The 20,893-nt window shown below is 63.6% G+C and carries 21 protein-coding genes and 1 pseudogene; 14 read left to right on the plus strand and 8 right to left on the minus strand.

Going from position 1 to position 20,893, the window contains the following annotated elements; translation table 11 throughout:
• The first annotated feature begins 172 nt into the window (after nt 1-172).
• From ACM42_RS32575 to ACM42_RS32595, 5 genes are all read left to right on the plus strand, one after another.
• Entirely contained in the window at nt 173-976 is an 804-nt protein-coding gene (locus ACM42_RS32575; protein ID WP_271531957.1) for an acetoacetate decarboxylase family protein, read from the plus strand.
• 149 nt (nt 977-1,125) lie between these two features.
• The gene (locus tag ACM42_RS32580) at nt 1,126-2,301 is read left to right on the plus strand and encodes an ABC transporter substrate-binding protein (protein WP_271532280.1); all 1,176 of its coding nucleotides are present in this window, start codon (nt 1,126-1,128) and stop codon (nt 2,299-2,301) included.
• Nucleotides 2,298-3,056: an SDR family NAD(P)-dependent oxidoreductase gene (locus ACM42_RS32585; RefSeq protein WP_271531959.1), complete on the plus strand. Its 759-nt coding sequence runs from the start codon at nt 2,298-2,300 to the stop codon at nt 3,054-3,056. The genes ACM42_RS32580 and ACM42_RS32585 overlap by 4 nt, the downstream gene beginning before the upstream one ends.
• A gap of 132 nt (nt 3,057-3,188) precedes the next feature.
• On the plus strand, nt 3,189-3,770 hold the full coding sequence (locus ACM42_RS32590; protein ID WP_271531961.1) for a DUF1349 domain-containing protein: 582 nt from the start codon (nt 3,189-3,191) through the stop codon (nt 3,768-3,770).
• Between the two features lie 200 nt (nt 3,771-3,970).
• Nucleotides 3,971-4,159: a hypothetical protein gene (locus ACM42_RS32595; RefSeq protein ID WP_035678281.1), complete on the plus strand. Its 189-nt coding sequence runs from the start codon at nt 3,971-3,973 to the stop codon at nt 4,157-4,159.
• Between the two features lie 192 nt (nt 4,160-4,351).
• Here ACM42_RS32595 and ACM42_RS32600 read toward each other — a convergent pair whose 3' ends face one another.
• Nucleotides 4,352-5,116: an IclR family transcriptional regulator gene (locus ACM42_RS32600; RefSeq protein ID WP_271531962.1), complete on the minus strand. Its 765-nt coding sequence runs from the start codon at nt 5,114-5,116 to the stop codon at nt 4,352-4,354.
• A gap of 132 nt (nt 5,117-5,248) precedes the next feature.
• On the opposite strand from ACM42_RS32600, the pseudogene ACM42_RS32605 reads away from it, so the two are divergent.
• From ACM42_RS32605 to ACM42_RS32625, 5 genes and pseudogenes are all read left to right on the plus strand, one after another.
• A pseudogene (locus tag ACM42_RS32605) lies at nt 5,249-5,465 on the plus strand (transcriptional regulator); the annotation flags it as partial.
• A 1,174-nt stretch (nt 5,466-6,639) separates the two neighbouring features.
• Nucleotides 6,640-6,858 (plus strand): hypothetical protein, encoded by a 219-nt coding sequence (locus ACM42_RS32610; RefSeq protein ID WP_271531964.1) that lies wholly within the window; start codon nt 6,640-6,642, stop codon nt 6,856-6,858.
• Nucleotides 6,859-7,220: 362 nt separating this feature from the next.
• Nucleotides 7,221-8,120 (plus strand): hypothetical protein, encoded by a 900-nt coding sequence (locus ACM42_RS32615; RefSeq protein WP_271531966.1) that lies wholly within the window; start codon nt 7,221-7,223, stop codon nt 8,118-8,120.
• A 369-nt stretch (nt 8,121-8,489) separates the two neighbouring features.
• Nucleotides 8,490-9,773, plus strand: a complete 1,284-nt coding sequence (purD, locus tag ACM42_RS32620; RefSeq protein ID WP_271531968.1) for a phosphoribosylamine--glycine ligase — start codon at nt 8,490-8,492, stop codon at nt 9,771-9,773.
• Between the two features lie 221 nt (nt 9,774-9,994).
• Nucleotides 9,995-10,900, plus strand: coding sequence for an alpha/beta fold hydrolase (locus ACM42_RS32625; protein ID WP_271531970.1), 906 nt, complete (start codon nt 9,995-9,997; stop codon nt 10,898-10,900).
• Here ACM42_RS32625 and ACM42_RS32630 read toward each other — a convergent pair.
• A complete protein-coding gene (locus tag ACM42_RS32630; RefSeq protein ID WP_035678381.1) occupies nt 10,897-11,355 on the minus strand; it encodes a nucleoside deaminase in 459 nt (152 codons plus the stop codon). The two genes, ACM42_RS32625 and ACM42_RS32630, sit on opposite strands and share 4 nt — an antisense overlap.
• A 119-nt stretch (nt 11,356-11,474) precedes the next feature.
• On the opposite strand from ACM42_RS32630, the gene ACM42_RS32635 reads away from it, so the two are divergent.
• Both ACM42_RS32635 and rsmD read left to right on the plus strand, forming a co-directional pair.
• Complete coding sequence (locus ACM42_RS32635) at nt 11,475-13,559, plus strand: pseudouridine synthase (protein ID WP_271531972.1); 2,085 nt, start codon at nt 11,475-11,477, stop codon at nt 13,557-13,559.
• Nucleotide 13,560: 1 nt separating this feature from the next.
• The gene (gene rsmD, locus ACM42_RS32640) at nt 13,561-14,115 is read left to right on the plus strand and encodes a 16S rRNA (guanine(966)-N(2))-methyltransferase RsmD (protein ID WP_271531974.1); all 555 of its coding nucleotides are present in this window, start codon (nt 13,561-13,563) and stop codon (nt 14,113-14,115) included.
• A 29-nt stretch (nt 14,116-14,144) separates the two neighbouring features.
• Here rsmD and mutL read toward each other — a convergent pair whose 3' ends face one another.
• On the minus strand, nt 14,145-15,959 hold the full coding sequence (gene mutL, locus ACM42_RS32645) for a DNA mismatch repair endonuclease MutL (RefSeq protein WP_271531975.1): 1,815 nt from the start codon (nt 15,957-15,959) through the stop codon (nt 14,145-14,147).
• A 248-nt stretch (nt 15,960-16,207) separates the two neighbouring features.
• Here mutL and ACM42_RS32650 point away from each other — a divergent pair, with 248 nt between their 5' ends.
• Nucleotides 16,208-16,525 (plus strand): ribbon-helix-helix domain-containing protein, encoded by a 318-nt coding sequence (locus tag ACM42_RS32650; RefSeq protein WP_194391492.1) that lies wholly within the window; start codon nt 16,208-16,210, stop codon nt 16,523-16,525.
• A 137-nt stretch (nt 16,526-16,662) separates the two neighbouring features.
• Here ACM42_RS32650 and ACM42_RS32655 read toward each other — a convergent pair whose 3' ends face one another.
• Genes ACM42_RS32655 through ACM42_RS32670 form a run of 4 tightly spaced genes read right to left on the minus strand, consistent with a single transcriptional unit; the run spans nt 16,663 to nt 19,627 of the window.
• The gene (locus tag ACM42_RS32655) at nt 16,663-18,231 is read right to left on the minus strand and encodes a GMC family oxidoreductase (RefSeq protein ID WP_271531978.1); all 1,569 of its coding nucleotides are present in this window, start codon (nt 18,229-18,231) and stop codon (nt 16,663-16,665) included.
• Nucleotides 18,232-18,261: 30 nt separating this feature from the next.
• Nucleotides 18,262-18,810, minus strand: coding sequence for a gluconate 2-dehydrogenase subunit 3 family protein (locus ACM42_RS32660; RefSeq protein ID WP_271531980.1), 549 nt, complete (start codon nt 18,808-18,810; stop codon nt 18,262-18,264).
• A 34-nt stretch (nt 18,811-18,844) separates the two neighbouring features.
• The gene (locus tag ACM42_RS32665; protein ID WP_061877409.1) at nt 18,845-19,240 is read right to left on the minus strand and encodes a VOC family protein; all 396 of its coding nucleotides are present in this window, start codon (nt 19,238-19,240) and stop codon (nt 18,845-18,847) included.
• Nucleotides 19,241-19,627, minus strand: a complete 387-nt coding sequence (locus tag ACM42_RS32670; protein WP_194394053.1) for a c-type cytochrome — start codon at nt 19,625-19,627, stop codon at nt 19,241-19,243.
• A gap of 307 nt (nt 19,628-19,934) precedes the next feature.
• On the opposite strand from ACM42_RS32670, the gene ACM42_RS32675 reads away from it, so the two are divergent.
• Nucleotides 19,935-20,240: a hypothetical protein gene (locus ACM42_RS32675; RefSeq protein WP_271531983.1), complete on the plus strand. Its 306-nt coding sequence runs from the start codon at nt 19,935-19,937 to the stop codon at nt 20,238-20,240.
• Nucleotides 20,241-20,403: 163 nt separating this feature from the next.
• Here ACM42_RS32675 and arfB read toward each other — a convergent pair whose 3' ends face one another.
• Complete coding sequence (arfB, locus tag ACM42_RS32680; RefSeq protein ID WP_028176613.1) at nt 20,404-20,820, minus strand: alternative ribosome rescue aminoacyl-tRNA hydrolase ArfB; 417 nt, start codon at nt 20,818-20,820, stop codon at nt 20,404-20,406.
• Nucleotides 20,821-20,893 lie beyond the last annotated feature (73 nt).

Here is a 20,893-nt window from a genome sequence, read left to right on the forward strand (position 1 = left end):
GCAAACGATTCGGCATGTTGGGGTCGAGCCCGACGTTAAGGATTTTCGCAAGCCAGCGCCAATCGATTCGGCGAGCCGTGGAACCGCTCGCGCGGAGGGCTGCTTGACTCGCGTTTGATTTCATATATGAAAGTTAAAAATCATATATGAATACAGAGAGGAAGCGGACCCGATGACCGTGGTCACCGACCCCAACGATCCCCGTCGGCGCATGTTTGCGCAGTACCGGCTCAAGCCGGATAGCGGGGTCAATCCGCCCTATTCACCGGCCTATCCCGTGGAGTGGGGCTGCACCTTGCGAACCGTCGAGATCATGACCCGTGTCGCGCCGGGCAAGGTCGCTTCCCTGCTGGCCGACACGCCGTTCGAAATCGCCAGCGATCGCGTCGCCTTCCGCTTCATGCGTTCGCCCGGCCACTCCCTGGCCGTGCACGCGGGCGAGATGTTCGATCTGATGATCTCTGTGCCTGTCCGGTACAAGGGGCTGTTCACCGAGACGCATATCTTCATGTATTGCAGCGATCCCATGGGGATCTGCGCCGGACGCGAGGTGTTCGGCTACACCAAGAAGGATGCCCATTACGCCTTCGACGAGCATCCGGACGGCTCGATCACCGGGTGGGTCCGGCGTCGCGGAATTCCGCTTGCCGATTTCGCCTTTACGCCGGATGCCTCCGCACCCGTCGTCCGCATCGTCGATGGCGACGAACTGCCGGCCGGCGAAATCCATGTGCGTCGTTTGCCGCATCCTGAGCGCCTCGGCATCGCCTATGCGGACATCGCTTACCGCCGCACGCCGTTGAAATACTCCAAGCCGGTGCCGGGCCGTGCCGCGATGACGCTGCACGCCAGCGAGTACGATCCGATTGCCGATCTCGAGCCGGAAATCCTCGGCGCGCATTTCATGGTGTCGGAGGTCTATGGCGGCGGATTCGAGGTCGAGGACCGGCGGCTCATCGAGCGGCTCATTCCCTGACGACAAGATCAGCCTGCGCGCCATGTACGTGCGGGCGGCGAATACCGGGAAGAAACACGCGCGAGGCAAAGGAGGGATTCGACATGGAAGGACGATTTCGGGTGAGCCGCCGCCGGCTGCTGGCCGGCGCCGGCGGATTGGCGCTGGGCATGACGGGGCTCGGTGCGCGGGCACAGGAGACAAAGCCGCTCCGCATCGGCGTGCTGACGGACATGTCCAGCCTCTATGCCGATGTCACCGGCCCGGGCTCGCTGCTGGCGGCCAAAATGGCGGTCGAGGATTTCCAGGCTTCGGGTCCAAAGATGACCCGGCCGATCGAGATCATCAGCGGCGACCACATGAACAAGGCCGATGTGGGCGCCAACATCGCGCGCGAATGGATCGATCGCCAGGGGGTCGATGTCATCGTCGACGCGCCGAATTCAGCTGTCGCACTCGCGGTCCGCAACATCGTGCAGCAGAACAACAAGACGCTGCTGGTTTCCGGCGCCTCGTCGTCGGACCTGACCGGCAAGTCCTGCTCGCCCAATCTCGTGCACTGGACCTACGATACCTACGCGCTCTCGTCGGGTGTCGCGCGCGCCGTCGTCGAGAGCGGCGGCAAGAGCTGGTTCCTGCTCACTGCCGACTACGCCTTCGGCCATGCCATGGAAGGCGACATCAAGAACGTCGTGCAGAAATCCGGCGGCAAGGTTCTCGGCGGTGTGCGCACGCCGATCAACACGCAGGACTTCTCTTCCTTCCTGTTGCAGGCCCAGTCTTCGAAGGCGGAGATCATCGCGCTGATCAATGCCGGCGGCGACACCATCAACTCCATCAAGCAGGCGGTCGAGTTCGGCATTCCGCAAGGCGGCCAGCGCGTCGTCGCGACGGTGCTGTATCTCAGCGACGTGCATTCGCTCGGTCTGAAGATCGCGCAGGGCCTGCAGTTCACCGAATCCTTCTACTGGGATCTGAATGACGACACGCGCGCCTGGACCAGGCGCTTCGCTCCGCGCAACAACGGCCGCTATCCGACCGCATTGCATGCGGGCGCCTACGCCACGACGCTGCACTACCTCAAGGCCGTCGATGCGCTCGGCGCCTCCAGCGACGGCAAGGCGGTGGTCGAACAGATGAAGAAGCTGCCGACCGATGATCCCCTGTTCGGCAAGGGCAGCGTGCGCGCCGACGGTCGCAAGCTGCACAACATGTACCTGTTCGAGGTGAAGACCCCCGGAGATTCCAAATATCCCTGGGACTATTACAAGCTGGTCAAGACCATTGCGCCGTCCGAGGCCTGGCGGCCTCTGGCGGATGGCGGCTGCGAGTTCCTGAAGTCGTGAGTGAGGGTGACCGGCCGCCGGTTGCGCTCGTCACCGGCGGCGGGGGTGATATCGGGCGCGCCATTGCGCTGAGGCTGGCGCGGATGAGCGCTGCGGTCGCGATCGTCGATCGCGACGAAGCGGCTGCCAGCGCCACTGCGCAACTGGTCGAGAAGGCCGGTGCGAGGGCACTCGCCATCCGCGCCGATGTCTCGATCGCTCAGGATACGATCGCCTTCGTCGAGGCGGCCGAAGCACGTCTGGGGCCGATCGGCATCTTCGCCAACAATGCGGGCATCGAGGGCGTCGTCGCGCCTCTTCACGAATATCCCGACGAAACCTTCGATCTGCTGCTGCAGGTGAACGTGAAGGGGGTTTTTCTCGGCCTCAAGCACGTCATCGCAAGAATGATGCAGCGTGGGACCGGCGCAATCATCAACACCGCATCGACCTCTGCGATCAGGGGGCGGGCAGGGCTCGCCGGCTATGTCGCCTCCAAGCACGCCGTGCTCGGGCTGACACGCACGGCGGCGCTCGATGTCGCCGGGACCAGGATCAGGGTCAACGCCGTTCTGCCCGGCCCGGTCGAGTCGCGCATGATCCGGGAACTGGAAGGCCAGGCGCGCAACAGCGCCATTGCATTGCGCCGAAACGTTGCGACCGCGCATGGGCGGCCGCAGGATGTCGCGAACGTCGTTGCGTTTCTCGCCTCCGACGAAGCTGCGCATGTGAACGGTGCCGCGTGGGTCGTGGACGGCGGGATGACGCTGGCGTAAGGCGTGTACGCATCAAAGCAGGTCCGCCTCCGGAGCAACGAAGCATGACCGCTTCTGACTCAAGGCGGACCTGAGGGCGGACAGACGAGTTGTGCTCAGGAGGTCCACTGGCGTTCAAATGGAGCATGAGGAATGTTTGGTAAGTCTGGCGGCGTTTGGTTGAACGAGCCGAGAAAGTGGTCCGAAAAGGATAACTACCTCGGGCTGGAAACGGACCAGGCCACCGATTTTTGGCGCGAAACTCATTACGGCTTTATCCGCGATAGCGGACACTTCCTCGCTTTTCAGGCGGGAGATGCGTTCACGGCCGAACTTCGCGTCCGAAGTAATTTCAAAGCGCTCTACGATCAAGCGGGCCTGATGGTGCGTATAGATGAACGGCGCTGGCTAAAGGCTGGAATAGAGTTTTCGGACGGGCGTGCCATGCTGTCCAGCGTGCTGACTGCGGGGCAATCGGACTGGGCAACAGCCCCCTATGAGCACGACCCCAGTGACTTTCGACTGCGCGTCACGATTGCGCATGGCGTCCTTCGTTTGCAGGCATCCAGCGATGGCAAGATATGGCCTCTGATGCGGCTTGCGCCATTCGCCAAGAACTCCTCCTATCTTGTTGGACCTATGGCCTGCACGCCGGAGCGCTCCGGACTAGAAGTCGCTTTTTCCGATTTCCGGCTGGCGCCGCCGCTTGGCAAGGAGCTTCATGATCTTGGGTGATGAGCACACGGCCCGCGTCGAAGCGTGCTTGGCGCATCGATGCCGGCCCCTGCTGTTCGGCTGGTAAGTGCCGTGGCTCGACCAAGCGCGTCAACGAATCGGGAACAATGTCCAGGTGATCTGATTGGAACGTTGATACGTCCAATCCGGGATCGACCAGCGAGCTTCCTGGGAGGCGTCTTATCGGGAAGGAGCCACCAATGGATGACGAACGAAAATCATCGAAGGCAGGGCAACAGGCCGCCGAAGGCTTGCGTGAAGCAGCTTCCAGGGACGAAGCGAAAAACGAGAGCAAGATGGGGCACGATCTAGCCAAGGGGGCTGATCGCTTCGAAGAGCGCTCCAAAAGCTCCGATGGGAAAAGCGCAGAAGAGAAACAAAAAGGGTGAAAGCAGCAGACCCGGTTCTACGGGCTCGGTGCAACCTCTCCCGCTTGCGGGAGAGGTCGCGCAAGGCGCGGGTGAGGGCTTTCTCCTCTGGGGGAGTGTCCCATTGCGGAAATACCCTCTCCCAACCCTCTCCCGCAAGCGGGCGAGGGAGCGCACTTACGTTGTAACAATCAGACCTGATTTCATCACGCTCTAGGAAACGCCGCCGATCTTCTCGGAGACGATCCTGGCCGCGCTGCGCAGCTCGGCGGCGATGGTGCTGGCTTCCGTGGCGGGGATCTGGTCCTGCCTCACCAGCGGGACGGTCATCGCGGCCACCGCACGGCCGGAGGCTTCGATGATCGGACAGCTATAGGCAAGGATGCGCGTATAGCCGTCGTCATTGGAGAAGTTTCCCCCCTCCGCCGAAATGCGGTCGAGCGCCGCAAGCGCCTTCCTGGTGCTGATCCGATCATTGGTCGCGATGACTTGCGCAAGCTCCTGGCGCCGGCCCTCGAGCTGGAAGGCCGCCAGGACCTTGGCCGATGCGTATTGCTGGGTGAGCGGAAACACCGCGCCGACCTTGACCGACCAGCCCATCAGCCATTCCGGCTCGATCCGGGCGATCACCATGAACTGCTCGCCGTGCAGCACCGTGAGATGACAGGACAATTGCACGCGCGAGGCGAGCTGCTCCATCACCGGCAGCGCCGCCTTCAGCAGCCGCTCGGTCGGCGGGAATTGCGAGGCAATCCGGAACAGTTTCAGCGTCAAGGTGTATTCGCCGGTCGCCGGGTCGCGCGCGACATAGCCGCGCCGCTCCAGCGCCACCAGCATCCGGAAGATCTCGCTGACGGAGCGCCCGACGCGCTCGGCAAGCTGCTTCTGGCTCAGGCCGCGTGCAGCGCCCGCCAGCGCCTCCAGAAGGTCCAGCCCTTTTTCGAGGGCGGGAGCGCCCGGCTGCGGCTTTTCAGTCATCCCTAGGCCTTGTTGGATCAGCGTTTGCGAGCACACGGGGAAAATGCAATTCCCGTGTAGCCGATTGCTCGCACGGCGAAAAGTCGATCGCCAGCTAGCGCCTGGCCGCGCTGAACGTTCAGCTGGCGCAGGTCGGGCAGGGAATTCGCCCGCCCGAAGAAGCTCATCGGCGCCACCGACGGCAATCTCGGCGCGCATATCGAGACGCTGGCCAAGGCCGGCTAGGTGTCGGTGGAGAAGGCCTTCGTCGGCAAGAAGCCGCAGACCACGGTGCGACCGCGGCCGACCGCTTGCACGGCATGCGGCGACGTTGCAGGAGATCATTGCGGGGAGGCAGGGGTCTTCTTAGTGAAGAACGGGCGGCATGATGCCGCCCGCCAACGCGTAGTTTACGCAGAACGTTTCGATGCTGCGACTTGCTTGCTCCCGATATGATCCTTCTCAGTCAGGATCTCGCTAACGCGACCCGCGTTGATGCGGTAGTCGGCAGCGATCTCATGCTGAAGCTGGCCACTCCAATGACGCAACCAAACGTCCACAGCTTCGTCGAACGTAAACTTCGTCTTTCTCAAATTAGAGTCCTTTGTGTTGGACCCCTTGACCGGACTCATACGTTCAGTATTACTGAAGTTATAAGAGACCGCCAAAAAGGGTCGCAGGGAGTTACTAAGATTCACGAAGCCGGGCGTTCCTTGGGGAAGGGGCTAGCCCGGGTTTTTCGTTGTCAGACGAATCAAGTTCGGCTGACTTGCTCATCCTACAAAAGATTCGAGCGCGACGCGGAGTCCGGCGACAAGCCTCCCGCAGTTATTCGACCTATTCACAGCTCCTTGACTCCGCGCGAATCAAATCAGCGATGCTCAAATCGCAAGTACAAAGGCGACCCTATCCCGATCATCCCTCACCGTGGCGTGGATGACTGCGGGAACATTGAAGTGTGGTTCGTAGACGGACGGAGGGCGGTCCTGCTCTACTGGGACAACCTCGTCTCACGCCGACTGAAGCCGAGCACAGTTCGTAAAATGGGTTGAGCCGTTGCGAAACCCATCGCTTTCCCATTCCCGCTTTTGGTCCTCGCGGCTAACATCCGACTGCAAGTGACGATGAACGCGGGTGCGGCCGGTCGGCTAGCTTTACGGAGGCCTTGAGAGACACGTGCGATGGGTTTCGCAACGGCTCAACCCATCCTACGGGCTGAAGGGGCTGTACGCACTGGCTAGTTGGAGAGTGAATTGGAAAGCTTACCGATCGTTGGAAGCCTTAGGAGCAGATTCACGCGGCACGGTTCTCAACTCGCATATCGATGGGAAGAGTCGAGATTTTACTGGTGCGATGCTGCCGCTACGCCGCTGCCTATAGAGCGCGGAGTTTACTGTCTCTTCTCTCACGACGATAATCGCATCCAAAAGGTTGGAAAAGCAGATGGGCACGACGGTTTGCGTGGCCGCTTTCGCAGCTACACAGGGGCGAAAACTGCAGTAAAGATAGCCAGCGACAGGACCGACCAGCGCTGGAAGCGGACCATGACCGGCGCGTTGAATGGCGAGCGTCTAAGTCTGTACTACTACGTGACTGTGCCGAAATCGACCGAGTTTCGCCTCGATGGTGGCTTTGAGCCGAAAGAACTCGAATGCCACTGGGCTCGATCCTTAGAGAAATATTTGTCGAAGCTCGTCCGGGATGAGTATACGAAGAGAGACCTGCTTGAGACGTGTCTTCTGCTTTCAGGGCTGGCAGATTGACGCGCCGAACGGACTTTGCGCTGCATTTGATTGTCCAACTATCTTGGTCAGGTGTTTTCTAACTACCGTGAACCTAGGCGGCGCCCCGCCTGAGCACCCGAGCCACTTGGGCTGCTCTCCAGCGCTCCGCCCCACGTGGCGTCGCGATGCCTTGAGCGTTCAGCAATAACGGTGACAGTGCTGTCACCGTAATTCCATCTCACAATTCATTAATTGCCGTCGAAAGCGGAAATTAGGACTTTTTGATACACGGAGGGGAAGATCAACTATAGGATGAAGGTACCGAGAGCCAAGGGCTTGCACGAACAGCGCTAAGGCTCAGGCTATTGGGGAAACAAATGGGGTAGGGAGTGGACTTTCACTTGGAGCGTGGGCTGCGGCTGCACACCCAACCAAAGCACAAAAATCTATACAGTTGGGCGATAAACGAGATAGACGAGCAGGGCAGAAAAATAGGTGAAGACCAAATCCCGTGGGCTTGGTCGCTTTATTTCGTTGCGACCTCGTGCTCGCTTGGCGACAGCATCGACCTGAAGACCAAATATGCGTCGCAGGATAGGGAGTTGGAAATCCCCGAAATAGCCGAGGACCAACGCATTGCCGTGACATTGCGTCCGCAAGGCGAGGATAGCTTACGCGGAACCCAGTTCTCAATGTTCGGCACAGACCGAGCAATCAAGAGTTTCCAGCTGGACATCCGACAGCTTACCGACCCTGCCGCGCAAGAGAGTTGCAGCGCATGGGGCTGCGTCTCCTACACGTCCGAGATCGATTTTAGAAACGAGACGGTCGACGACTGCGTGGTCTTTTACCTGCGGGTCAAACCAGAAACGTTCGCGCGCTATGCGGCAAAGGTCTCTGCTGGATCGGTTGATGAGGTCGGCTTTCGGGTAGGCGGAGTGACCGGCTTCTATTCGGAATGGAGTCCATCAATTTCCACACGCCGCGTAAAAGTCCTGACGAGAGGCGATGAGCACAAGGTCGAGTTGCCACGGGGCGTGGATTTCGACCCACCGCGCCTGGGCTATGTGGGCGATGCTGCGCTACATATCAATCGGCGACTCGAGTTCGCTAAGCGTGCGCCGCGCTCGGAGGCGGACGAGGAGACGGTTAGTACCGTGCGGGTCACACCTGAGACGCAAGCAGTTGCGGCGAAGCCGGAGCTGCAGACGCTGAAGGTATTGAAGTCCATGAGGCGGGCCGCGTGGGTCGTCGTATGCCTACTGGCGCTGATCTTCATTGCGACGCTGTCGAGGAGATAAACGCCCGTGGGGAACGTGAAGGCGCACCAGACTGGCGCTTACGCTGAGTCATGCAAAACGGAATCGCAGCGTTTAAATGCCGATTGTCCAAACCCTAAATGGTCGATTGCCCTCCCCACAGCACAACCTAGTTACATATTGGCCTAACGTTAGTTGCGGCGTTCAGCATCGGCAATGTTCGCTATTCCGCCGAACGGGGATAGATTCCGGGGCGTTGCCAACCGCACTGCGCATGGCGCGGCCCGATGGATTCCGGGCTCGCGGCTTCGCCGCGCCCCAGAATGACGGGAGTTCGCCGCCGCCCCCTTGAGCCCCACCCCGATTCGTGCGACCTCCGCCCCCAGCAAACCCCTCAATCCTGAGCCTTCGATGCACATTCTCCTGCTCGGTTCCGGCGGCCGCGAACATGCCCTGGCGTGGAAGATCGCAGCCTCTCCCCTGGTGACCAAATTCTGGTGCGCGCCCGGCAATGCCGGCATCGCGAAGGAAGCGGAGTGCGTGGCGCTCGATGTCGCCGACCATGCCGCCGTGATTGACTTCTGCCGGCAGAACAAGGTCGAGCTCGTCGTGGTCGGGCCGGAGACGCCGCTGGCGGCCGGCATCGTCGACGACCTCACGGCGGCCGGCATCAAGGCGTTCGGGCCGAGCAAGGTCGCTGCCCAGCTCGAAAGCTCCAAGGGGTTTACCAAGGCGCTGTGCACCGAGTTCGGCATTCCGACCGGCGCCTATGAGCGATTCACCAACGCCGATGCCGCGCGCGCCTATGTCCAGAGCCAGGGCGCGCCGATCGTGGTGAAGGCCGACGGCCTTGCCGCCGGCAAGGGCGTCGTGGTCGCCAAGACGGTGCGCGAGGCCGAGGACGCCATCGCCATGATGTTCGAGGGCGCCTTCGGCGAGGCCGGCGCTGAGGTCGTGATCGAGGAGTTTCTGCCCGGCCGCGAGATCAGCTTCTTTGCGCTCTGCGACGGCGAGACCGCGATTCCGCTGGCCTCCGCCCAGGACCACAAGCGCGTGTTCGACCACGATGTCGGCCCGAACACCGGCGGCATGGGCGCCTATTCGCCGACCCCGCTGGTGACGCCCGCGATCCATGACGCGATCATGGCGAAGATCATCCTGCCGACGGTGTCAGGCATGAAGCAGCGCGGCACGCCGTTCCGCGGCGTGCTCTATGCCGGGATCATGCTGACGACGCAGGGGCCGAAGCTGTTCGAGTTCAACGTGCGCTTCGGCGATCCCGAGTGCCAGGTGCTGATGCTGCGCATGATGAGCGACATCGTGCCGGCCTTCCTTGCGGCCTGCGACGGGCAGCTGAAGAATTTCGACCTGCGCTGGCATCCGGACTCCGCGCTCACCGTGGTGATGGCCGCCAAGGGCTATCCCGGCGACTACCAGAAGGGCACGCGCATCGAGGGGTTAGAGGAGGCCGCCAAGGTCGAGACCGTCGAGATCTTCCACGCCGGCACGGTCGCCAAGGACGGCGCGATCCTCGCCAATGGCGGCCGCGTGCTCAATGTCTGCGCGCTCGGCAAGACCGTGACCGAGGCGCAGAAGCGCGCCTATCAGGCCGTCGACCGCATCGACTGGCCCGAGGGCTTCTGCCGCCGCGACATCGGCTGGCAGGCGGTGGAAGCGGAGAAGGCCGGGAACTGACAGCAATTGGCTCGTCGTTCCGGACGGCGCGCAAAAACGCGCCGATCCGGAATCTCGAGGTTGTGGTGTCACCGCGCCGCCACATCGATGTTCCAGAATGTGCAATCAGCTGTTGCGGTTAGCGACCCCGTCGATAATACCGCTACTGTGCATGGGGTTGTTTTCGACATTTTTGTCCTGTCGGGGCGGCTCCGGGACTGAGACCAGATAGGGATACAAAGATGTCCGATCTCGCCGACCTCTATCCGGGCTTTGCCGCCGAATGGATCGATACCTCCTTCGGCCGCATCTTCGCCCGCGTCGGCGGCAAGGGCCCGCCGCTGCTGCTCCTGCACGGCTTCTCCGAGACGCATGTGATGTGGCACCAGGTGGCACCTGAGCTTGCCGACCATTTCACGCTGATCATCGCCGATCTGCCGGGCTACGGCTGGTCCGACATGCCCGAAAGCGATGCGCTGCACATGCCCTACAGCAAGCGCGCGATGGCGAAAGTCATGGTCGAGGCGATGGAGCGCCTCGGCCATGTGCACTTCGCGCTCGCCGGCCATGACCGCGGCGGCCGCGTCTCCTATCGCCTCGCGCTCGATCATCCCGGCCGGCTGTCGCGCCTCGCCGTGCTCGATATCCTGCCGACCTACAATTACTGGGAGCGGATCAACCGCGCCTATGCCCTGAAGATCTATCACTGGACCTTCCTGGCGCAGCCCTATCCGCTGCCGGAGACGCTGATCTCGAGCAATGGCGAGTTCTTCCTGCGCTTCAAGATGGCGAGCCAGACCAAGTCGAAGACGCTGGACGCCATCGACCCGCGCGCGCTCGAACACTACCTCGCCCCGTTCCGCGATCCCGCCCGCATCCACGCGATGTGCGAGGACTACCGGGCCGGCGCCTATTTCGACTACGACCTCGACAAGGCTGATTTCGAGGCGGGCAAGAAGATCACGATCCCGATGCTGGCGCTGTGGGGCAATGCCGGCATCGCCCAGGCCGCCGCGACGCCGCTGGACACGTGGAAGCAATGGGCGACCAATCTGGACGGCATGCCGGTCGATTCCGGGCACTTCCTGACCGAGGAAAATCCTGACGCGACCGCGAAGGCGCTGCGCGAGTTCTTCTCCGCGGGTTAGCGCCGCTCGCGAAAGAACTCCTTGAGCAGCCGCGCCGCCTCGCTCTCGCCGACGCCGGAGTACACGTCCGGTGCGTGGTGGCAGGTCGGCGAGGCAAAGAAGCGTACGCCGGATTCCACCGCGCCGCCCTTGGGATCGGCGGCGCCGTAATAGAGCCGCCTGATCCTTGCAAAGGAGATCGCGCCCGCACACATGGTGCAGGGCTCCAGCGTCACGTAGAGGTCGCAGTCCACCAGGCGCTCGCTGCCGATCTTCGCGGCGGCCTCGCGTAGCGCGATGATCTCGGCATGGGCGGTCGGATCATGGTCGGTCAGCGTCCGGTTGGCGGCGGTGGCGATGACCTCGTAATTGCGGACCACGACGCATCCGATCGGAACTTCGCCCGATTTTCCGGCATTTTCGGCCGTCAGAAGCGCCAAATCCATGAAAGAAGGGGCTTTCATGCCTCGTATCATCGCCAGAAACCTGCTACTAGCTCCGCCTTCAGCAAGAGTGAATACCGGATTTGCCTGAGCATGCGGCTCGAAGCGAGCACGCACAATGCTTTCTGGCCACCCCCTAAGTGAGAATATTCATGCCTCGCGACAGCGACAAAGACAACGATTCCCGCGGCCGGCGAGGCCCGCCGAAGGGCCGGTCCGGCAAGCCGCGTGGCCCCGAGAAGAAGTTCGCCAAGCGCGGCCCTGAGGGCAGGGGCGATGCCCGCCCGCCCCGTGGCGACCGTGACAGCCGTCCGCCTCGCGCCGATCGCGGGGATCGTCCGTTCCGCCGCCGCGAGGAGGGCGATGCCCCGCGCCGCGATTTCAGCGACCGTCCGAAATTCAAGCGTGACGACCGTGGTGGTGAGGGGCGCGGCGAGCGCAGTTTCAAGCCGCGCGGCGACCGTCCGTTCTCCGACCGCACCTCGCGCGATGGCGAGAAGCGGCCGTTCAAGCCGCGCGGTGATCGTCCCTCCTATGGCGGCGACCGTCCGCCGCGCAGCCGGGATCGCGACGACTCCCGTCCGGCCAGCCGGTTCGGCGACAAGAAGTTTGGCGACAAGCGGCCCTATGCGCCGCGTGGCGACCGTCCGGACCGCAAGTTCGACGGCGAGCGGAAGTTCTCGCGGGGCGCGCCCGATCGCAGCGATCGTCCGCGTGATTTTGGCGACCGCCCGCGCGGTGGCGAGCGCAGCGAGTCCAAACCCTGGCAGAAGCGCGATGCGGCGCCGCGCGGCGACCGGCCGCCGCGCAAGGACTTTAGCAAGGGCCCGCGCAAGGATTTTGGCGACCGTGACCGCAGCGGGGACAAGCCCTGGCAGAAGCGCGAAGGCGGCGAGGATCGTCCCCGGTTCTCGCGTTCGCGCGACGATCGTCCGTCGGGCGAACGTCCGTTCCGCGAGCGGCCCAAATTCGATCGCCCGCGCGATGATCGTCCGAAATTCGATCGGCCCCGTCGCGACGCCGATGGCGAGCGCGGCGGCGACCGTCCGAAATTCAACCGTCCTCGCGAGCGCTCGGAGGGCCGTTCCGACTGGCACGAGCATCCGCGCAACGAAGGCCGCTTTGGCGATCGTCCGCGCCGTGAGAACGAGGACGACGGCAGGATCTTCGAGAAGCGCCCGGCCTTCGGCGGCCGCGGCGCCTATCGCGAGCGGGATCGTGATTTCGATCGCCGGCCGCGACGGGAAGAAGAGCCGAAGCCGAAGAAGGCCGGCGAGCGCATCGCCAAGGTGCTGTCGCGTGCGGGCCTCGCCTCGCGCCGCGATGCCGAGGAGATGGTCACGCAGGGCCGCGTCACCGTCAACGGCCGCGTGATCAATTCGCCGGCGCTCGACGTCACCTCGAACGATGTCGTCACGGTCGACGGCAAGCCGTTGCCGGAGCGTGAGCGCACCCGGCTGTTCCTCTACCACAAGCCGCGCGGGCTGATGACGACGCATGACGACCCCGAGGGGCGTCCGACCGTGTTCGACAATCTGCCCGAAGGCCTGCCGCGCCTGATCAGTGTCGGCCGGCTCGACTTCAACACCGAGGGCCTGTTGCTGCTCACCAATGACGGCGGGCTGGCGCGCACGCTCGAGCTGCCCGACACCGGCTGGCTGCGCCGCTATCGCGTTCGCGCCCATGGCGACGTCACGCAGGCGCAGCTCGACGAGCTCAAGAACGGCATCGAGATCGAAGGCGTCAAGTACGGTCCGATCGAGGCGACGCTCGAGCGCGACCAGGGCGCCAATGTCTGGCTGGTGTTCGCGATCCGCGAGGGCAAGAACCGCGAGGTGCGCAATGTCTGCGCCCATCTCGGGCTCGAGGTGAACAGGCTGATCCGCGTCTCCTACGGCCCGTTCCAGCTCGGCGAGATTGCTGAAGGGCAAGTCGAGGAGGTCCGCTCGCGCGTGCTGCGCGAGCAGCTCGGCGACAAGGTGATCGAGAAATCGGGCGCGCAGTTCGACGTGCCGCAGAAATCTTCTGCGACCGATGACGATGCGTCCCGCGAGAACAAGCCTGCCAGCAAGCGCGCCGTGATCAACGACCGCAAGGGCCGCCGCGTGCTGGTGCAGCGCACCGGCAGCGAGGAGGCGCGCGAGCGCAACGAGATGGACGCGGCCGGCCATGGCCCGCCACGCCGTCCCAAGCGCGGCTATCACGGCAAGCGCGACCTGACGCCGCGGGAGGACTGACTTGCGCGTCGTCGGCGGTCGTTTGAAGGGGCGAAATCTCGCCTCACCGTCCTCGCGCGACATCCGTCCCACGGCGGACCGGTTGCGCGAGTCCGTGTTCAACATCCTCGTGCACGCCTATGGCGATCCGATCGAGGACGCGCGCGTGCTCGATCTCTTCGCCGGCACCGGGGCGCTTGGCATCGAGGCGGCCTCGCGCGGCGCGAAGTTCACGCTGTTCGTCGACAATGGGGCAGAGGCGCGAGCGCTGCTCCGTAACAATGTCGAGGCACTCGGCCTCGGCGGCGTCACCAAGGTCTATCGCCGCGATGCCACCGATCTCGGCCCTGCGCATCCCGTCGAACCGTTCTCGCTGGTGTTCCTCGATCCGCCCTATGGCAAGGGATTTGCGGAGAAGGCGCTTGCGAGCCTGCGCGACGGCGGGTGGCTGACGCCGGGGGCGCTGCTGGTGGTGGAGGAGGCGAAGGCCGCGCAGTTCGTGACGCCGGAAGGATACGAGGAGCTGGAGCGGCGCACCTATGACGATACGGAGTTTGTGTTTTTGAGGAAGCCGTAGAGATCGTAGGAGATCCTACGGCATCGGGGCTACCTCCGCCCGAACAGCTTCTCCACGTCGCTCAGCTTCAACTCGACATAAGTCGGCCGGCCATGATTGCACTGGCCGGAGTTCGGCGTCTCCTCCATCTCGCGCAGCAGCGCGTTCATCTCCTCCGGCCGCAACCTTCGGCCGGCACGTACAGAGCCGTGGCAGGCCATGGTGGCGGCGACGTGCATCAGGCGGCGTTCGAGGGGAAGCGCCTCGTCCCATTCGGCCATGTGCTCGGAGAGATCGCGCAAGAGGCCGCCCGCATTGGTCTTGCCGAGCAGCGACGGCGTCTCGCGCACCGCGACTGCGCCGGGGCCGAAGGATTCGATGGCGAGGCCGAACGAGGCCAGCTCGTCGCTGCGCTCGAGCAGGCGCTCGACGGTCGCCTCGTCCATCTCGACGATCTCGGGGATCAGGAGGATCTGCCGCTGCACGCCGTTCGCCGCGAGCGAGGCCTTGAGCCGCTCGTAGACGATGCGCTCATGCGCGGCGTGCTGGTCGACGATGATGAGGCCGTCGCGTGTCTGCGAGACGATGTAGGTCTCGTGGATCTGCGTGCGCGCCGCGCCGAGCGGTCGATCGACGAGGTCGGCGACTGGCTGTGTCTCGATCCGGACATCGGCACTCGGCGCGCCGACGTCGAACGCAGCCTGTGCGCGCTCGGCAAAGGCGGGCGCGGCCGAGCCTTCGAACGACGGCAAAGGCGCGACCGGAGCGGATGGTGAGGCGCGCCAGTCCCAGCTCGCCGGGCGCGGCGGCGTGAAGGCGGGCCGGAACGAGGACAGCGCGCTCTCGCCGCTGTTGGCCGCGGTGCGGCGACCCTCGCGTGCGAGGGCTTCCTTCAATCCGTGTACGATCAGCGCGCGGACGAGACCGGCGTTGCGGAATCGCACCTCGGTCTTGGCCGGATGCACGTTGGCATCGACCTCGCGCGGATCGAGCGTGACGAACAGCGCCAGCACCGGATGACGGTCGCGCGGCAGGTAGTCGGAATAGGCCGCGCGCACCGCGCCCAGGATCAGCTTGTCGCGGACCGGGCGGCCGTTGACGAAGAGGTATTGCCCGAGCGCGTTGGCCTTGGTCAGCGCCGGCGCCGCCGCATAGCCGTCGACCACGACGCCCTCGCGCTCGGCATGAACCTCGATGGCGTGGCTGCGGAATTCGGCTCCCAGAATATCCCCGAGCCGCGTCAGCCGTCCTGCGGCGCCGGGCAGGGCGGCGGCCCAGGTCACCGGCGCGCGCTCCTCGCCCGCGAGCGTGAAGGCAATGTCCGGCCGCGCCATCGCAAGGCGCCGCACCACCTCGCGGATGGCTTCCGCCTCGGTGCGGTCGGTCTTCAAGAACTTCAGTCGCGCTGGCGTCGCGTAGAAGAGGTCGCCAACCTCGACACGGGTGCCGTGCGCCAGCGCCGCCGGCATGATCTCGGACTTCTCGCCGCCCTCGACCGTGAGAGCCCAGGCATGCGGTTCGCCGGCATGTCGCGTGGTGATGGACAGCCGCGCCACCGAACCGATCGAGGGCAGGGCCTCGCCTCGGAACCCGAGGGTGCGGATCTGGAGCAGGTCCTCGTCGTCGAGCTTGGAGGTGGCGTGGCGCTCGACCGCGAGCGAGAGGTCCTTTGCGGTCATGCCGCTGCCGTCGTCGGTAATGCCGATCCGCCGCCGCCCGCCGCCATCGGTGAAGACGTCGATCCGGCTCGCGCCGGCATCAATGGCGTTCTCGACCAGTTCCTTGACCACGCTCGCCGGACGTTCGACCACCTCGCCGGCGGCGATGCGGTTGACGACCTGTTCTGGCAATTGACGGACGGGCATGAATTCGATCGGGGCTCGGTCTTGGATTCGCTGAGAGTGCTATTCTATGCCGTGTTGCGTCAAAAGCATGTGTTGGGCAACAGTCGCGTGACGGTTGGGGAAGAAGGCCCCCTATCACATTGAAGACATTGGGCGTTCGGAACAATGCCGCGGCGTCGATGCGCCGGCTTTCGGCCGTGGTTGTGATTGTGAGGCGCCGGGCAGCGGTGTAGCATCGTGAAAAAACGGCAACAGGACGGGAGGACGCCATGTGCCATCTCTTCGCGCATCAGCCCCAACGCGACTACGAATCCCAGACACGGTCTTTGCGGATCGGTGGGCACTGCACGTCGATCCGCCTGGAAATGGCATTCTGGGACACGCTGGAGGAGATCGCGGCCAAGGAGAGCATGAGCCTCGGCAAGTTCCTGACCACGCTCTACAACGAGGTGCTCGACCATCATGGCGAGGTCAACAATTTCGCCTCGCTGCTGCGCTGCTCCTGTCTGATCTATCGATCTCGAAGTGTTGCGCCGGTCCGGGAGTTCAAGGCAATTGTTGCGCCCATTCTCGACGCGGCCGAATAGTCTCTACAGCGAGGGCCACACCCGCATTCTCGATGCCGCTCCGGCCGGGCGCGCAATCGCGCACCAGTCCGGGACGACACCTTAGCGTGTGAACACGCAATCTCTCCTCAATGCCGTCCTGGCAATGCCAGGTGAGATCAAATCTCCTTCTTTTGCATCGCACCGGCGATGTAGTCCGCCTGCCGGATCGCGAGCGCGACGATGGTCAGCGTCGGGTTGCAGGCCGCGCCGCTGGTGAACTGGCTGCCATCGGAGACGAACAGGTTCTTGATGTCGTGGCTCTGTCCGAACTTGTTGACGACGCCGTCCCGGGGCTTTTCGCTCATCCTGTTGGTGCCGAGATTGTGCGTGCTCGGATAGGGCGGCGTCGGATAGGTCACGGTAGCGCCGACGGCGTCGTAGACCGCGGCGCCCTGCTTGTAGGCATGCGCGCGCATCGCGACATCGTTGGGATGGTCGTCGAAATGCACGCTCGCGACCGGCTGACCGAACTTGTCCTTCACGACCGGATCGAGCGTGATGCGATTGGTCTCCTGCGGCATGTCCTCGCCGACCAGCCACATGCCGGCCATCCTGGGATAACCGTCGAGGGCAGACGTGAACGAGCGTCCCCAGGCGCCGGGGTTGAGGAACGCCGCCATGAACGGCAAGCCGATCGACAGCGTCTCCATCTCGTAGCCGCCGACGAAGCCGCGCTTGGGGTTGTTGGCGGCCTCGTCGCGGATGATGCCGGCCATGGTGGTGCCGCGATACATGTGCACCGACTTCTCGAACACCGCGTAGACGCTGCCGGTCATGTGACGCATGTAGTTGCGGCCGACCTGACCGCTGGAGTTGGCGAGGCCATCGGGGAACATGGGCGAGGCGCTGTTGAGCAGCAGCCGCGGGCTCTCGATGGAGTTGCCGGCCACCGCAACGATGCGCGCCTTCTGACGCTGCATCGCGCCTTGCTCGTCAGCGTAGACGACACCGGTGACCTTGCCGCTTGCGTCATGCTCGATCTTCACCACCATGCTGCCGGGGCGGACCTCGAGATTGCCGGTTGCCTCGCCCTTGGGGATCTCGGTGTAGAGCGTCGACCATTTGGCGCCGGATTTGCAGCCCTGGAAGCAGAACCCGATCTGCTGGCACGAGCCTCGTCCGTCGCGCGGCTGACTGTTGATCGCCATGTTGCCGGTGTGCACGGTCTTGTAGCCGAGCTTCCTGGCGCCGGCCTCCAGCACTTTGAAATTATTGTTGCCGGGAAGTCCGGGAATGCCGTTGGTCCGAGTCACGCCCATCTTGTTCTCGGCCTTGGCGTACCACGGCTCCATCTCGGCAAGCGTGACCGGCCAGTCCAGGAGGTTCGCGCCGGGAATGTTGCCGTAGGTGCTCTTCACCCTGAACTCGTGCTCGTCGAAGCGCAGCGAGGCGCCGGCCCAATGCACGGTCGAGCCGCCGACCGCCTTGACGATCCAGGCGGGAAGGCCCGAAAAATCCTTGGCGACGCGCCAGGTGCCCGACGTGGTGCGCGCATCGGTCCATGCGAGCTGGGAGAAGCTCTCCCATTCGTCGTTGATGAAGTCGTGGTTCTCGACGCGGGGGCCTGCCTCGAGAATGACGACCTTGACGCCTTTCTGCGCGAGCTCGTTGCCCAGCGTGCCGCCGCCGGCGCCGGAGCCGACGATCACCACAACGCTGGAGTCGTTCAGATCGAATTTTGCCATATGCGTTCTCCTGAACCGTTGGGTGACGATCTAAGCCTTCGGCAGCCAGTCGATGTCGGCAAAGCCGCGGTTGATGTAGCCGCCGAGCTCGGCGGAGGAGCCCTCATATCCGAACCGCGGCCAGACCTCTTTCTGGTTGTAGAGCGAGACGACGAGATCGCCGCGCACCTTCTGGAAAAAGTCGCTTTGCTCGATCTCCTTCAGGAGCACCACGCGGTCGGCTTCCCAGGCCACTTCGACATAAGGCACCTTGTGGCGGTCGAGCGCGTTCTGATTGAGCCGCGCAATGCCGTCGCTGATCAGCGATTTGACGGCGGGATCCTTTGCCGCCTTGCCGTCCCAGGGCTTGACCGCGGTGATGTAATAGCTGTCGCCGAGCACGTCGTGCGGATAGATGTCGCGCGCGACCTTCAGCAGAGTCTTCATCGTCGCGGGCGAGAGCGCGCTCGTCTCTTCGGCCCAGGCGTCATCGATGCTGACACCGACGCTGGTCGCGAAGGCCGCGACCGGCACGGCGGTTGCCGCGCCCTTGAGAAAGACACGACGGCTGTGCTTGCTTCGACGATCGATTTCTCTCATGGTATGTCCTCCGTCAATTTTGATTTTGGTTTGATCAGTTGAATCGGCCGCCCCGCTGGATCACTTCGATCTTGTAGCCATCGGGATCACTGACGAAGAAGAAGCGCGCCAATGTTCGGCCGTCGTGCTTGAAATCGCGCAAGGGGCCCGGTGCGAGCTTTTCGCGTTCGAAGCGGGCATGCTCGGCATCGATGTCTTCGACCACCACGGCGAGATGGCCGTAGCCGTCGCCGAGCTGGTACGGCTCCTTGCGATCGAAATTCACCGTCAGCTCGACCTCGAAAGGCGAGGAGGGGTGACGCAGATAGATCAGGGCGAAATCCGCGAACTTCAGATGGTCGGTGACCTCCAGGCCGAAGGCACGCTTGTAGAAGTCGAGCGAGCGCGCCTCCTCCAGCACGCGGATCATGGAATGGACTGGCTTTGCCATTCAGTTCAGCTCCTTGAGGTAAGTGATGATGGCGGCGCGCGTCTCGGGCCTGGCCTGCCGATAGGCCATGATCACACCAGGGATGACGGCTTGCGGATTGGCCAGCCACGCGTCCAGCCGGGCCTCGTCCCAAGTGAAGTCAGCTTTGGCGAGACCGTCTGAATAATGAAAGCCTTCGACCTTGCCGGCAGCGCGGCCCACGATCCGGACCAGCGGCGGACCTTGTCGCATCGGATCCGACAGATTGGTGGTATGGCACACTGCGCATTGCTGCTTGAACAGCGTCGCGCCATCCGGCGGCTTTGCCGCCGGCAGCGGCATCTGCGCGTCGGCGCCTCGCGCCATCAGCACCATCGCGGTGCACAATCCCAGCACGATCGTGCGTATCGCCAAGAGCTCGCTCATCCACGTCAAATCCAGCGTGTGCAAACTTTAGTCGGCGTCAAAGACGTGGTGGTAGTAGCGGGCTGTTTCGCGGCAAGCGGAAACGTGTGGCGCGTGTGATGTTCCGCGGCGCCTTATATGCGGAGCACAATTCCGCGAAACCGCCGTCAAATCCCTAAACGATCACCACACCATCCGGATTGCATGACGATCACGCCGCTCGAACTCTCAACGCGATGACATGGCCGGCGCAGATGAGCGGCGTGGGAGCCGCCGAGCCGTTCCTCGCGAAAGAATCCAGGAGAAATGGATGAAGTTGGCCAAGACCTCGATGATCGCATGCGCTCTATCGGCTCTCGTTGCTACGCCCGTGCTCGCGCAAGGCGCGCCGCCTGCCAAGACAGGCGGCAGCGTGCAGAGCAAACCGATGCAGGGCAGCACCATGGGCAGCGGCGACGAAGAAATGAGTCCGCAGGCGGGCGCGGCGGGTGAGAAGACCGGTATGAAGTCGACCAAAGGCAGCAGGGGCACGGTCGGTACCACCGGCAGCGCTGCACACAAGGGAACGGCCGACGATGCCGCGACGGGCGGCGCAGCCCCGTCCAAACGTTACTAAAGCGTGATCCGGAAAAGTGCGCAGCGGTTTTCCGAAAAGATCATGCTTAAACAACAACCTAAAGCGCGATGACGATTCATCCCAATCGCATCGCGCTTTAGTCTCGCCGGGTGAATCGGCAAAGCTCCGGTCGCCTCGCGGCCGGAGCTCTTTGCCGTGCCAGTTAGTCGTCGAAGCTCCGGCCGCGTCCTGCCTTGACGTCACTGCGGCGCTTCTTGCCCTCGAGCCGGCGCTGCTTGGAGGCGAAGGTCGGCCGCGTCGCGCGCCGCGGCGTCGGCCTGATCATCGCCTCGCGCAGCATCTCCGTGAGACGGTCGATGGCATCCTGGCGGTTGCGCTCCTGGGTGCGGAAGCGCTGCGCCTGGATCACAATGACACCGTCCTTGGTCATGCGCTGGCCGGCAAGGCGCGCAAGCCGCAGGGCCGCGTCCTCCGGCAAGGTCAGCTTGCGCGTGTCGAAGCGCAGCTGTGCCGAGGTCGCGACCTTGTTGACGTTCTGCCCGCCCGGGCCGGAGGCGCGGACAAAGCCAATCTCGATGTCGTCCTCGTCGATGACGAGATTGCGGGATATCCGCAGCATGTAGGCACCACCCGTGATGTCTGGACATATCGCGGACATTCAGGTTCGGCAATGGTGCTCCTACAAACGCAAA

This window comes from Bradyrhizobium sp. CCBAU 25338, from assembly GCF_028128965.1.
Lineage (GTDB): Bacteria > Pseudomonadota > Alphaproteobacteria > Rhizobiales > Xanthobacteraceae > Bradyrhizobium > Bradyrhizobium liaoningense.